The organism is Pseudomonas sp. V88_4, assembly GCF_029967985.1.
GTDB lineage: Bacteria > Pseudomonadota > Gammaproteobacteria > Pseudomonadales > Pseudomonadaceae > Aquipseudomonas > Aquipseudomonas glycinae.
This window is the reverse complement of record NZ_JASCAF010000048.1, coordinates 33,097-48,329: the sequence shown is the minus strand read 5'-3', so window position 1 is coordinate 48,329 and position 15,233 is coordinate 33,097. Positions and strand designations below refer to the sequence as shown.

The following is a 15,233-nucleotide window of genomic DNA, read 5'->3' as shown; positions in this document are numbered from 1 at the left end:
CGGTTTTTGCCGAGCGGCCTAAATTTCCCGCCCCGGCTCACGTCCCATCGTTGAACTGTCGACGATTATCGTGAGCCCGACCCATGTCCAATCTGAATGACCTGACTGCCCTGGCCCTGCCTTCGGGCAGCCAACTGGTAGCCGATGCCACCGAAAGCCGTCTGAGCCTGAGCCTGGACGGGCAACCGCTGATTCGCCTGCGCCTTGATCGTGAAGGTCAGGGGCTGATCCAGATTGATGAACGCTACGCACTGCCGCCGGGCCAGGCGCTGTGGGCAGCCTGTTATTGGCTGTTTGCCCGGGATCCGGCGTGTCAGCGATTGATCTGGCAACTGGATCAGGCGCCGACCGAAGCCTTGCTCAGCGGTTTGCTGGTGGGCACTGAAGTGGCGGGTGAATATCGCTGTGAGCGCACGCTGTTCTGGCAACTGCCGCAGCCGTGGCTCGGCACCTCGCTGACCGGCAGTTATCCGCAGCAGATGGTTATCAGCAACGGCAAGCGCCATCCGTTGCGACCGGTGAAACCGCGCGGTGAGGTTTATCGGCGCTTCGATGCGCGCCTCGGTGCCTGGATTTCTCTGCGAACGGTGGAGATCGAGCAGGATCTGGCGCGTTTCAATCGCTGGCAGAACAGCCCGCGAGTGGCCAGCTTCTGGCAGGAAGAGGGCAACCTCGAACAGCATCGCGAATACCTGAGCAAACTCGACGCCGATCCGCATACGCTGACCCTGATCGGTTGTTTCGATGATCAGCCGTTTGCCTATTTCGAAGCTTACTGGGCCAAGGAGGATCGCATCGCGCCGTTCTACGATGCCGACAATTACGATCGCGGCATTCACATGCTGGTCGGCGAAGAAGATCATCGTGGCCCGCACAAGGTGGCGAGTTGGCTGTCGGCACTGGTGCATTACCTGTTTCTGGATGATCCGCGCACGCAGCGGGTGGTCGCCGAACCGCGTGCCGACAACGCGAAAATGATTGGCCACATGCACAACCAGTGCTTCCACTGCGAGAAGGAATTCGACTTCCCGCACAAGCGTGCGGCGCTGATGATTCTCGGGCGCGAACGGTTCTTCGACCGGTGCACGCTGGTGTGACATTTCGCTGACAACAAAAAAGATCGCAGCCCTTCGACGAAGGCTGCGATCTTTTTTTGCGGCCGATTTTTATCAGCGGCGGTTTGCGGTCACGGCATCAGCGCGACTGCTCGACACCTTGCGGCAATGCACCAGCGCGTCGCGAATCATGAAGTTGACCAGGGTCGGCGAAACGCCGAGTTCCTTGGCGATGTCCTTCTGCGGCACGCCGTGCAGACGGTACATCTCGAACGCATAGCGGGTGCGGACCGGCAGCTCGGTCAGCGCATCGGCGATGTGTTCCAGGGTCGAGAAGTTGATGTGCGAGGTTTCCGGCGAAGCGCCCTGAATGACCACGTTCAACCCTTCCTCCTCGGGGCCGGCGTACTTTTGCTCCAGCGCCTGTTTGCGGTAGTGATCGATCGCCAGGTTGCGCACGATCTGGAACAGATAACTCAGCTGGGCCTTGATCGACGACGTGATCGGCGGTGCCGATTGCAGTCGGAAGAACGCATCCTGCACCACGTCTTCGGCGCGTGACCGGCAGCCGGTGATGCGGGCTGCAATCTTGACCAGAATCAGTCGATTGTCGACGAATGCCTGAAGTAGCGGTGAATCGCACCTGCTTGTGGATACTTGTTCCGTCATGGAAATCACCTTGCTGCCAATAGGTTAGTGGGACGCCTGGGGGCGGGGTCGTCCTACACATCGAGCGACAAATTATGTTGAATGATAATGATTGTCAATTGAGAAAGAGAACTAATGATCCATAACAGTGCGAACTGAGAACTGCGACACGCCGCCGCACTCGCCCAAGCGCCCAGCCCCGTTGGCGATCCAGCCTGCCGACTAATTATTTCAAGACGTCATCCGTTCTCATTGGTGAATGGATCCGGGTACGCAGCCCCGGACCTACCGCATTCCAATGCCTTGCACGGTCGGCGAAGACCGTGTCCCGCATGCCTTGCATGGGCATGCCGCAGCCAACCCGATTCCACCAGCAAGCCGAATTCAGGCAGGAAACCTCATGACCGACGCGTTCGAACTCCCCAGCACCCTGGTCCAAGCCCTCCAGCGCCGCGCGGCCCTGACGCCGGATCGGCTGGCCTTGCGCTTTCTCGCCGAAACCGAGGAGCAGGCTGTGGTGCTCAGTTATCGCGAACTCGATCAACGCGCACGCGCCATTGCCGCCGCGTTGCAGGCCGAGGCCGGGTTCGGTGATCGCGCGGTGTTGCTGTTTCCGAGCGGTCCGGATTACGTAGCGGCGTTCTTCGGTTGCCTGTACGCGGGTGTGATCGCGGTGCCGGCCTATCCGCCGGAATCGGCCAAGCGTCACCATCAGGAACGCCTGCTGTCGATCATTGCCGACGCCGAACCGCGTCTGCTGCTGACCAGCGCCGACCTGCGCGACGCCTTGCAGCAAATCGATGGCGCGCCGCCGCTGTTGTGCGTCGACACTCTCGACGCTGAGCTAGCCGAGCGCTGGGTCGAACTGACCTTGCCACAAGACCACATCGCCTTCCTGCAATACACCTCCGGCTCCACCGCGCTGCCCAAGGGCGTGCAGGTCAGCCACGGCAACCTGGTGGCCAACGAATTGCTGATCCGTCACGGTTTCGGCATCGACGTAAACCCGGACGACGTGATCGTCAGCTGGCTGCCGCTGTACCACGACATGGGCCTGATCGGCGGTCTGCTGCAACCGATCTTCAGCGGCGTGCCGTGCATCCTGATGTCGCCGGCGTACTTCCTTGGCCGGCCGTTACGCTGGCTCGAAGCGATCAGCCAATACGGCGGCACCATCAGCGGCGGGCCAGACTTTGCTTATCGTCTGTGCAGCGAGCGGGTCAGCGAATCGGCGCTGGAACGCCTGGACCTGAGCCGTTGGCGCGTGGCCTATTCCGGCTCTGAGCCGATCCGTCTCGACACCCTCGAACGCTTCGCCGAGAAGTTCACCGCGTGCGGTTTCAGCGAAGACAGCTTCATGGCGTCCTACGGTCTGGCGGAAGCGACCCTGTTCGTCGCCGGCACACCGCGCGGCACCGGGATTCCTGCACTGCGCGTCGATGATCAAGCCCTCGCACAGAACCGCGCCGAAGCGGGCGAGGGCAGTCCGATCATGAGCTGCGGCATCAGCCAGCCGGAACATGCGGTGCTGATCGTCGAGCCGAACACCCTTGAAGAACTGGCCGACAACGCTGTCGGTGAAGTCTGGGCTGCCGGCCCGAGCATCGCCCTCGGCTACTGGCGCAACCCCGAGGCGACTGCCAAGACCTTCGTCCAGCACGCCAGCCAGACCTGGCTGCGCACCGGTGACCTGGGCTTCATTCGCGACGGTGAACTGTTCATCACCGGTCGCTTGAAAGACATGCTGATCGTGCGCGGTCACAACCTCTATCCGCAGGACATCGAAAAGACGGTCGAGAACGAAGTGGAGGTGGTGCGCAAGGGCCGTGTCGCCGCGTTCGCGGTCAATCAGAATGGCGAAGAAGGCATCGGCATCGCCGCGGAAATCAGCCGCAGCGTGCAGAAAATCCTCCCGCCCGAAGCGCTGATCAAAGCCATTCGCCAAGCGGTGGCCGAGGCGTATCAGGAAGCGCCGAGCGTGGTGGTGTTGCTCAATCCGGGTGCGCTGCCGAAGACCTCCAGCGGCAAGTTGCAGCGTTCGGCCTGCCGCAATCGTCTGGCCGACGGCAGCCTCGACAGCTACGCGGTGTTCCCGTCGGCCACTGCTCAAACCGCTCAGGATTCGACCGCATCCGCATCTGAGCTGGAAGGTCTGATCGGCAACATCTGGGCTGAGCACCTCAACGTCAAACAGGTCAACGCCGACGATCATTTCTTCCTGCTCGGCGGCAACTCGATCGCCGCCGCTCAGGTGATCGCCAAGGTCCGCGAAGAGCTGAGCCTGGAGCTGAATCTGCGCCTTCTGTTCGAAGCCCCGACCCTGTCCGCGTTCGCCGCCGCCGTGGCGCAGCAGCAACAGGACGGCGGCAGCGCCCAAGGCGAAATCACCGCGTTGTCGCGCAACGAAGCACTGCCGCAATCGCTGGCGCAAAACCGTTTGTGGATCACATGGCAGCTCGATCCGCAGAGCAGCGCCTACAATATTCCCGGTGCCTTGCGTCTGCGTGGCGAACTGGACGAGGACGCCCTGCGCGCCAGTTTCCAGCAACTGATCGAGCGCCACGAATCCCTGCGCACGCGCTTCTTCGAACGCGACGGTGTGGCCCTGCAACAGGTCGAAGCGGCGGGCGAGTTCAACCTGCAACTGATCGACATCAGCGACCTGCCGGCCAGCGAGCGTGAAGCCCGCGCACAACAGATCCGCGAGGACGAAGCCCGCACCCGGTTCGACCTGGAGAAAGGCCCGCTGCTGCGGGTGACGCTGGTTCGCCTCGACGATGAAGATCACCAGTTGCTGGTGACGATGCACCACATCATCGCCGACGGCTGGTCGCTGAACGTTTTCATCGACGAGTTTTCGCGCCTTTACGCCGCCGCTTCCCAAGGCCAGCGTGCCGAACTGGCGCCGCTGCCGACCCAATACGCGGACTACGGCAGCTGGCAGCGCCAATGGCTGGCGCAAGGCGAGGGTGAGCGACAACTGGCGTACTGGAAAGCACAGTTGGGGGAGGAGCATCCGACCCTGGAACTGGCGACCGACCATCCGCGCTCGGCCAAGAAAAAGCACAGCGCCGCACGCCACAGCGTTCGTCTGGGAATCAGCCTCAGCGACGCCATTCGCCAGACGGCACAGGCCTATCAATCCACACCGTTCATGCTGCTGCTCTCGGCGTTCCAGAGCCTGTTGCATCGCTACAGCGGCCAACGCGACATCCGCATCGGCGTACCCAACGCCAACCGTCCGCGCCTGGAAACTCATGGCCTGATCGGCTTCTTCATCAACACTCAGGTGCTGCGCGCCGACGTCGATTCGCGTCTGCCGTTCACCGAACTGCTGGCGCAAACCCGTCAGGCTGCGCTCGGTGCTCAGGCGAATCAGGATCTACCATTCGAACAACTGCTCGAAGCCTTCCCGCAGGCCCGCGAACAAGGTCTGTTTCAGGTCATGTTCAACCACCAGCAACGTGACCTGAGTGCGCTCAAGCGCCTGCCGGGCCTGCTCGCCGAAGAGCTGCCGTGGCACAGCCGCGAGGCCAAGTTCGATCTGCAACTGCACAGTGAAGAAGACCGCAACGGTCGCCTGACGCTGTCCTTCGACTACGCCGATGAGCTGTTCGACGCCGCGACCATCGAACGCCTCGCCGAGCATTTCAGCAACCTGCTGCGTGCAGTCTGCGAACATCCGGAACAAGCCATCGCCGATCTGCAACTGCTGACCGCCGCCGAACACTCTCAGCAAACTGCGTGGAGCGTCGCCCCGTGCACCTCGGCGCAACAATGGCTGCCGGAACTGCTCAATGAACAGGCCCGTCAGACCCCTGATCGCACCGCGCTGGTGTGGGACGGTGGTAGCCTCGACTTCGCCGAACTGCACGCCCAGGCCAACCGTCTCGCCCATTACCTGCGCGACAAGGGCGTCGGCCCGGACGTCTGCGTGGCCATCGCTGCCGAGCGTTCACCGCAACTGTTGATCGGTCTGCTGGCGATCATCAAGGCCGGTGGCGCCTACGTGCCGCTGGACCCGGATTACCCGGCCGATCGCCTGGCCTACATGCTCAGCGACAGCGGCGTCGAACTGCTGCTGACCCAGACGGCATTGCTCGACCGCTTGCCGGCCAGCGAAGGCGTCAGTGTGATCGCCATGGACACCCTGCACCTGGAAAACTGGCCGAGCCAGGCACCGGGCCTGCACCTGCACGGCGACAACCTCGCCTACGTGATTTACACCTCGGGCTCCACCGGCCAGCCGAAAGGCGTGGGCAACACTCACGCGGCGCTGGCCGAACGTCTGCAATGGATGCAGAACACCTATCGCCTGAACGACACCGATGTGCTGATGCAAAAGGCGCCGATCAGTTTCGACGTGTCGGTGTGGGAGTGCTTCTGGCCGCTGATTACCGGTGCGCGCCTGCTGATCGCCGGCCCCGGCGAACACCGCGATCCGCATCGCATCGCGCAGCTGGTTCAACAGTACGGCGTGACCACGTTGCACTTCGTGCCGCCGCTGCTTTCGCTGTTCATCGACGAACCGTTGAGTGCCGAATGCACCAGCCTGCGCCGCGTGTTCTCCGGCGGTGAAGCGCTGCCGGCGGAACTGCGCAACCGCGTGCTGGCGCAACTGCCAGCGGTGCAACTGCACAACCGTTACGGCCCAACCGAAACCGCGATCAACGTCACTCACTGGCATTGCACCGTGGCCGATGGCGAGCGTTCGCCGATTGGCCGTCCGCTGGGCAACGTGGTCTGCCGCGTGCTCGACAGCGATCTCAATCCAGTGCCGGCCGGTGTGCCGGGTGAACTGTGCATCAGCGGCATCGGCCTGGCCCGGGGTTATCTCGGCCGCCCGGCATTGACCGCCGAACGTTTCGTGGTCGATCCGCTGGGCGAGCAGGGTGCGCGTCTGTACCGCACCGGTGACCGCGCGCGCTGGACCAACGATGGTGTGATCGAATACCTCGGCCGTCTCGATCAGCAGGTCAAACTGCGCGGCTTCCGCGTCGAGCCGGAAGAGATCGAAGCGCGTCTGCTGGCTCAGGACGGTGTGGCCCAAGCCGCCGTGCTGGTGCGTGAAACCGTCGCCGGCCCGCAACTGATTGGTTACTTCACCACCACCGACGCCAATGAAGATCAGGACGGGCAAATCGCTCGCCTGAAATCCGCACTGGCCGCCGAACTGCCGGAATACATGGTCCCGGCGCAGTTGATGCGTCTGGACGCCATGCCCCTGAGCCCGAGCGGCAAACTCGACCGCCGCGCCTTGCCCGAGCCGCAATGGCAAGTGCGCGAACACGTCGAACCGGTCACCGAGCTGGAACAGCAGATCGCTGCGATCTGGCGTGAAGTGCTGGGCCTGAAGCAAGTCGGTCTGCGCGATGACTTCTTCGCCCTCGGCGGTCACTCGCTGCTGGCCACGCAAATCATCTCCCGCACCCGCCAAGCCTGCGACGTCGAGCTGCCGCTGCGCGCCTTGTTCGAGCACAGCGAACTCGGTGATTTCGCCGAGCAGATCGGCCAGATCCAGGCCAGCGGTCGCACCAACAAACAGCCGCCGATCGACAAGGTTGATCGCAGCAAACCGGTACCGCTGTCCTACTCACAACAGCGCATGTGGTTCCTCTGGCAGATGGAGCCGGACAGCCCGGCGTACAACGTCGGCGGCATGGCGCGCCTGCGTGGCGTCTTGCATGTCGAGCGTTTCGAAGCGGCGCTGCAAGCGTTGATCCTGCGCCACGAAACCCTGCGCACCACGTTCCCGAGTATCGACGGCGTGGCCCGTCAGCAGGTGCATGCCGAGACCAGCGTGCGCATGGACTGGAAGGATTTTTCGAAATTCGCCGCCGATGTGCGCGAGCAGAAAGTCCAGCAACTGGCCGACGACGAAGCGCACCTGCCGTTCGATCTGGAAACCGGTCCGCTGCTGCGCGCCTGCCTGGTCAAGACCGCCGAGCAGGAGCATTACTTCGTCCTGACCCTGCACCACATCGTCACCGAAGGCTGGGCAATGGACATCTTTGCCCGTGAGCTCAGCGCGCTGTACGAAGCGTTCGTCGATGACCGCGATTCGCCGCTGGAGCCGCTGCCGGTGCAGTACCTCGACTACAGCGTGTGGCAGCGCAACTGGCTGGAGTCCGGCGAGCGTCAGCGTCAGCTCGACTACTGGACTGCACAACTGGGCCGCGAACATCCACTGCTGGAATTGCCGGGCGACCGTCCGCGTCCGCCAGTGCAAAGCCACCAGGGTGAGTTGTTCCGTTTCGACCTCAGCGATGACCTTGCTGCTCGCGTCCGGGCGTTCAATGCGCAGAACGGTCTGACCCTGTTCATGACCATGACCGCCGCACTTGCAACGTTGCTCTATCGCTATAGCGGCCAGACCGATCTGCGCATCGGTGCGCCGGTGGCCAACCGTATCCGTCCGGAAAGCGAAGGGCTGATCGGTGCGTTCCTCAACACCCAGGTGCTGCGTTGCCAGCTCGACGGTCAGATGTCGGTCGGCGAATTGTTCGAGCAGGTGCGCCATACCGTGATCGAAGGGCAGTCCCATCAGGATCTGCCGTTCGATCATCTGGTTGAAGCCCTGCAACCACCGCGCAGCGCGGCGTACAACCCGCTGTTCCAGGTGATGTGCAATGTGCAGCGCTGGGAATTCCAGCAGAGCCGCACGCTCGCCGGCATGACCGTCGAGTACCTGGCCAACGATGCGCGGGCGACCAAGTTTGACCTCAACCTGGAAGTCACCGACCTCGACCATCGCCTCGGTTGCTGCCTGACGTACAGCACCGATCTGTTCGACGAGCCGACCATTGCGCGCATGGCCAGGCACTGGCGCAACCTGCTGGAAGCGCTGATCGCCGACCCGCAACAGCGCCTCAGCGAACTGCCGCTGCTCGATGCGCCTGAACAACAGCAATTGCTCGACAGCCTTGGCGTCGAGCCGGGCGAGCGTCGTCTCGATCAGTGCATTCATCATCTGTTTGCCGAGCAGGCGCTGGTGCGTAAAGATGCACCGGCCCTGACCTTCGCCGGGCAGACCCTGAGCTACGCCGAACTTGACGCCCGCGCCAATCGCCTGGCCTGGGCCCTGCGTGAACGCGGTGTCGGCCCGCAAGTGCGGGTCGGCCTGGCGCTGGAGCGTTCGCTGGAAATGGTCGTCGGCCTGTTGGCCATCCTCAAGGCCGGTGGCGCCTACGTGCCGCTGGACCCGGAATACCCGCTCGACCGCCTGCATTACATGATCGAAGACAGCGGCGTCGGCCTGCTGCTCAGCGACCGGGCGATGTTCAAGGCCCTCGGCGAACTGCCGTCGAACGTGGCGCGCTGGTGCCTGGAAGACGACAGCGCCGCACTGGCCGATTACCCGGCTACCGAGCTGCCATTTATCAGCCTGCCGCAGCATCAGGCGTACCTGATTTACACCTCGGGTTCCACTGGCAAGCCGAAAGGCGTGGTGGTGTCCCACGGTGAAATCGCCATGCATTGCCAGGCGGTGATCGAACGCTTCGGCATGCGTCCGGACGACTGCGAGCTGCATTTCTATTCGATCAACTTCGACGCCGCCACCGAGCGTCTGCTGGTGCCGCTGCTCAGCGGCGCGCAGGTGGTGCTGCGTGCGCAGGGTCAGTGGGACGCGGAACAAATCTGCGGGCTGATCCGCGAACACCGGATCAATATTCTCGGTTTCACCCCGAGCTACGGCAGCCAGTTGGCGCAGTTTCTCGCGACGCAAAACGAGGTTTTGCCGGTGCGGATGATCATCACCGGCGGCGAAGCGCTGACCGGCGAACACCTGCAACGAATTCGCGCGGCGTTCAAACCGAGCCTGTTCTTCAACGCCTACGGCCCGACCGAAACCGTGGTCATGCCGTTGGCCAGTCTTGCGCCGGAAGTATTGGAGGAGGGCGCCGGCAGTGTGCCGATCGGCAGCGTGATCGGTGATCGCGTGGCCTACATTCTCGACGCCGATCTGGCGCTGGTGCCGCAAGGCGCGACCGGTGAATTGTTTGTCGGCGGCACCGGTCTGTCCCAGGGGTATCACGAGCGTGCGAGCATCACTGCCGAACGTTTCGTCGCCGACCCGTTTGCCGCCGATGGCGGGCGCATGTACCGCACCGGCGACCTGGTGCGCCAGCGCGCCGATGGCTTGGTGGAGTATCTGGGGCGGATCGACCATCAGGTGAAGATCCGCGGTTTCCGGATCGAACTGGGCGAGATCGAAACCCGCCTGCTCGATCACGACTCGATCCGCGAAGCGGTGGTGCTGGCGCTGGATGCGCCGAGCGGCAAGCAACTGGTCGGCTATCTGGTGACCGAGATCGCTTCGCGAAGCGAAGCCGAGCAGGCCGAACTGCGCGAAGCACTGAAGGCGCACCTGAAGACGCAACTGCCGGACTACATGGTGCCGACCCATCTGATTCTGCTGGCCAGCATGCCGCTGACCGCCAACGGCAAGCTCGACCGCCGCGCGTTGCCGGCACCGGATCCGGAGCTCAATCGTCAGGATTACGTAGCGCCGAGCAACGAGCTGGAGCAGACCCTGGCGCAGATCTGGTGCGAGGTGCTCAACGTCGAGCAGGTCGGTCTGAACGACAATTTCTTCGAACTGGGCGGCGACTCGATCCTGTCGATTCAAGTGGTCAGCCGGGCACGGCAGCAGGGCATTCACTTCAGCCCGCGCGATCTGTTCCAGCACCAGACCGTGCAGACCCTGGCCGCTGTCGCCAGCCGCAGTGAAACCGTCACCGCCGAGCAAGGTCTGGTGACTGGCGAATCGCGTCTGACGCCGATCCAGCACTGGTTCTTCGACACCGATATCCCCGAGCGTCAACACTGGAACCAGGCGTTGCTGCTGGAGCCGACGGTTGCGCTGGAACCTCATCGTCTGGAGCAAGCGCTGTTGGCGGTAATCGAGCAACATGACGCCCTGCGTCTGCGCTTCAGCGAGGTCAACGGCGCATGGCAGACAACCCATCAACCGGTGACCGATGCCACCGTGCTGTGGCAAGTCCGCGTGCCGTCGATGGACAAGTGCGCCGCGCTGTTCGCCGATGCTCAGCGCAGTCTCGATCTTGCCCAGGGCCCGTTGCTGCGTGCCGTGCTGGTCGATGGGCCGGACGCTCAGCAACGGCTGTTCATCGCGATCCATCACCTGGTGGTCGACGGTGTGTCGTGGCGGGTTCTGCTCGACGATCTGCAAACCGTGTATCGCCAGCTCGACGCCGATCAGTCGGTGAAACTGCCGGCGAAAACCAGCGCCTTCAAGGACTGGGCGGCACGCTTGCAGGCTTACGCCGGCAGCGAATCCCTGCGTGAAGAATTGAGCTGGTGGCAGGGGCACCTGGCCGGCCCGAATGCCGACTTGCCGTGCGAACACCCTGAGGGCGGTCGCGAGAATCGCCATGCGCAAACCGTCAGCGTGCGTCTGGATGCCGAGCGCACGAAGCAGCTATTGCAACAGGCACCGAGCGCCTACCGCACGCAGGTCAACGACCTGTTGCTGACCGCGCTGGCCCGCGTGCTTTGCCGCTGGAGCGGTCAGCCGTCGGCGCTGATTCAACTGGAAGGCCACGGCCGCGAAACCCTGTTCGACGAGATCGACCTGACCCGCACCGTCGGATGGTTCACCAGCGCCTATCCGCTGCGCCTGACCCCACACAACATCGAAGAGGCCGCCGGGCAGGGCGCTTCGATCAAGGCGATCAAGGAACAGCTGCGCGCCGTTCCGCACAAGGGCCTCGGTTATGGTGTGCTGCGTTATCTGGCCGATGACGACAGCCGCCATAGCATGGCGGCGTTGCCGAATGCGCCGATCACGTTTAACTACCTCGGCCAGTTCGACCAGAGCTTCGGCAACGATGCGCTGTTCCGTCCGCTCGACGAGCCGGTCGGCGGGGCCCACGATCCGCACGCACCGTTGCCGAACGAGTTGAGCGTCGACAGTCAGGTGTACGGCGGTGAGTTGCTGCTGCGCTGGACCTTCAGCGCCGAACGCTACGCCGCGCAGACCATCAGCGAGCTGGCCGATGCCTACATCGGCGAGTTGCAGAGCCTGATTGAACATTGCCTGCAAGACGAGGCCGGTGGCCTGACGCCGTCGGACTTCCCGCTGGCGAAACTGACCCAGGCGCAACTTGATGCATTGCCGGTGCCGGCGGCGCACATCGAAGACGTGTACCCGCTGACCCCGATGCAGGAAGGCATGCTGCTGCACACCTTGCTCGAACCGGGCACCGGTCTGTACTACATGCAGGATCGCTACCGCATCAACAGCGAACTCGACCCCGAGCGTTTCGCCCAGGCGTGGCAAGCAGTGGTCGCCCGTCATGAAGCGCTGCGTGCGTCGTTCTGCTGGAACGTTGGCGAAGACATGCTGCAAGTGATCCACACCCCGGGTAGCACGCCAATCGAGTATCTGGACTGGAGCGCCATCGCCGACGCCGAGCAGGAGCCGAAACTGCAAGCGCTGCTCAAGGCCGAACGCGAAGCCGGGTTCGATCTGCTCAATCAGGCACCGTTCCACCTGCGTCTGATCAAGGTCGGCGCGGCGCGTTACTGGTTCATGATGAGCAACCACCACATCCTGATCGATGCCTGGTGCCGCTCGCTGCTGATGAACGATTTCTTCGAAATCTACACCGCCCTTGGCGAAGGTCGCGAAGCACAATTGGCGGTGCCGCCGCGCTACCGCGATTACATCGGCTGGCTGCAACGCCAGAGCCTGGCCGAAGCGCGCCAGTGGTGGCAGCAGAACCTGCAAGGCTTCGAGCGCACCACGCCGATTCCGAGCGACCGTCCGTTCCTGCGTGAACACGCCGGCGAAAGCGGCGGCATGATCGTCGGTGACCGCTACACCCGACTGAATGTCGAGGACGGCGCCCGTCTGCGTGAACTGGCCCAGGCCCATCAACTGACCATCAACACCTTCGCCCAGGCGGCGTGGGCACTGGTGCTGCGCCGCATGAGTGGTGATCGCGACGTGCTGTTCGGCGTGACTGTGGCCGGACGCCCGGTGGAGATGCCGGAGATGCAACGCACCGTCGGCCTGTTCATCAACAGCATTGCGCTGCGGGTGCAGATCCCGGCGGACGACCAGCGAGCCAGCGTGCGTCAGTGGCTGAGCGGTCTGCTCGACAGCAACATGCAACTGCGCGAGTACGAATACCTGCCGCTGGTGAACATCCAGGAACAAAGCGAACTGCCGAAAGGCCAGCCGCTGTTCGACAGTCTGTTCGTGTTCGAAAACGCCCCGGTAGAAGTCTCGGTGCTGAACCGCGCGCAGAGCCTCAATGCGACCTCGGATTCGGGCCGTACCCACACCAACTTCCCGCTGACCGCCGTTTGCTATCCGGGCGATGACCTCGGTCTGCATCTGTCTTACGACCAGCGTTACTTCGACGAGTCGACCATCGAGCGCATGCTCGGCGAGTTCAAGCGGCTGTTGCTGGCGCTGGTCGATGGCTTCCATGGCGACATGGCCGACCTGCCGCTGCTGGGCGATGAGGAACAGGACTTCCTGCTCCACGGCTGCAACCAGAGCGAGCACGACTATCCGCTGGAGCAGAGTTACGTCGAGCTGTTCGAAGCACAGGTCGCGCAACATCCGCAACGCATTGCCGCCAGTTGCCTTGATCAGCAGTTGAGCTACGAGCAATTGAACCAGAACGCCAACCGTCTCGGCCATGCACTGGTCGCGGCCGGGGTGCAGAGGGATCAACCGGTGGCGCTGCTGGGCGAGCGTAATCTGGATCTGCTGGGCATGATCATCGGCAGCTTCAAGGCCGGTGCCGGTTACCTGCCGCTGGATCCGGGACTGCCGAGCCAGCGTCTGCAACGCATCATCGAGCTCAGTCGTACGCCGGTGCTGGTGTGCACCGAAGCTTGCCGTGAACAGGCGACGACCTTGCTGGATGAGTTCAGCTGCGCCAACCGCCCAAGCTTGCTGGTGTGGGAAGAGGTTCAGGCGGGTGCGGTGTCGTCGGCGAATCCGGGGATCTTCAGCGGGCCGGACAACCTGGCCTACGTGATCTACACCTCGGGCTCCACCGGGTTGCCGAAAGGCGTGATGGTCGAGCAGCGCGGCATGCTCAACAACCAGTTGAGCAAGGTGCCGTACCTGAACCTGAGCGACGCCGATGTGATTGCCCAGACTGCTTCGCAAAGCTTCGACATTTCGGTCTGGCAGTTCCTCGCCGCGCCGCTGTTCGGTGCGCGGGTGGACATCGTGCCGAACACCATCGCCCACGATCCGCAAGGCTTGCTGGTGCATGTGCAGCAGCAGGGCATCACCGTGCTGGAAAGTGTGCCGTCGCTGATTCAGGGCATGCTCGCTTCGGATCGCCTGAGCCTCGACGGGCTGCGCTGGATGCTGCCGACCGGTGAAGCCATGCCGCCGGAACTGGCGCACCAGTGGCTGCTGCGTTACCCGGAGATCGGTCTGGTCAACGCCTATGGCCCGGCGGAATGCTCGGACGACGTGGCGTTCTTCCGCGTCGACCTGGCCTCGACTCGCGGCAGCTACCTGCCGATCGGTACGCCGACCGACAACAATTTGCTGTACCTGCTCGATGGCGCGCTGGATCTGGTGCCGCTGGGTGCGGTGGGTGAGTTGTGTGTGGCGGGCACCGGGGTCGGTCGCGGTTATGTCAGCGATCCGCTGCGCACCGCGCCGGTGTTCGTGCCGAATCCATTCGGTGCGCCGGGGGAGCGTCTGTACCGCACCGGAGACCTGGCGCGCCGCCGCAGTGACGGGGTGCTGGAGTACGTCGGCCGGGTCGACCATCAGGTGAAGATTCGCGGTTACCGGATCGAGCTGGGTGAAATCGAAGCGCGTCTGCACGAACAACCTGAAGTCCGCGATGGTGCGGTCGGTGTGCAGGAGGGCGTCAACGGCAAGCATCTGGTTGGCTACCTGGTGGCCGCAGATTCTGCACTGAACCAAAGCGAACGTCTGGAGCGAATCAAGCAGCGCCTGCGCGCCGAACTGCCGGAATACATGGTGCCGCTGCACTGGTTGTGGCTCGACCGGTTGCCGCTCAACGCCAACGGCAAACTCGACCGCAAGGCCCTGCCGGCGCTGGAAATCGGCCAGTTGCAGAGCCAGGATTACCTGGCACCGCGCAGCGATCTGGAGCAGACCCTGGCCGATATCTGGGCCGAGGTGCTGAAGGTCGAGAAGGTCGGGGTACGCGACAACTTCTTCGAACTCGGCGGCCATTCGTTGCTGGCCACGCAGATTGCTTCGCGGGTGCAAAAAGCCTTGCAACGGGACGTGCCGCTGCGCGCCATGTTCGAGTGCAGCACGGTGGAGGAACTGGCCGCATACATCGAAGGGCTGGCGGCCAGTGACATTACCGAGGAGAAGGTTGATCGACTGAATGACCTGATGGCGGAGTTGGAGGGGCTTTAATCTCTGGCGCCTGTACCGGCCTCTTCGCTGGCAAGTCGGTGCGTTCAACGCAATTGCGTCGGTACATGGATGTACGTTTGTATAGTTGACGATCCTGAACCGGCAGCCCAGTCTGCCGGTTCTCTTTT

General features: G+C 63.2%; 3 protein-coding genes. 2 read left to right on the top strand and 1 reads right to left on the bottom strand.

Going from position 1 to position 15,233, the window contains the following annotated elements; translation table 11 throughout:
• The first annotated feature begins 83 nt into the window (after positions 1-83).
• Positions 84-1,097: a GNAT family N-acetyltransferase gene (locus QLG12_RS27500; protein ID WP_282475558.1), complete on the top strand. Its 1,014-nt coding sequence runs from the start codon at positions 84-86 to the stop codon at positions 1,095-1,097.
• Between the two features lie 72 nt (positions 1,098-1,169).
• Here QLG12_RS27500 and QLG12_RS27495 read toward each other — a convergent pair whose 3' ends face one another.
• Positions 1,170-1,724 carry an RNA polymerase factor sigma-70 gene (locus QLG12_RS27495; protein WP_011335256.1) on the bottom strand — a complete coding sequence of 185 codons (555 nt, stop codon included), beginning with the start codon at positions 1,722-1,724 and terminating at the stop codon, positions 1,170-1,172.
• A gap of 379 nt (positions 1,725-2,103) precedes the next feature.
• Here QLG12_RS27495 and QLG12_RS27490 point away from each other — a divergent pair, with 379 nt between their 5' ends.
• Positions 2,104-15,105, top strand: a complete 13,002-nt coding sequence (locus QLG12_RS27490; RefSeq protein WP_282475557.1) for a non-ribosomal peptide synthetase — start codon at positions 2,104-2,106, stop codon at positions 15,103-15,105.
• Positions 15,106-15,233: the final 128 nt, after the last annotated feature.

Coding starts and splice junctions, on each gene's coding strand:
- QLG12_RS27500 (WP_282475558.1), top strand. CDS start 84: ATGTCCAATCTGAATGACCTGACTGCCCTGGCCCTGCCTTCGGGCAGC.
- QLG12_RS27495 (WP_011335256.1), bottom strand. CDS start 1,724: ATGACGGAACAAGTATCCACAAGCAGGTGCGATTCACCGCTACTTCAG.
- QLG12_RS27490 (WP_282475557.1), top strand. CDS start 2,104: ATGACCGACGCGTTCGAACTCCCCAGCACCCTGGTCCAAGCCCTCCAG.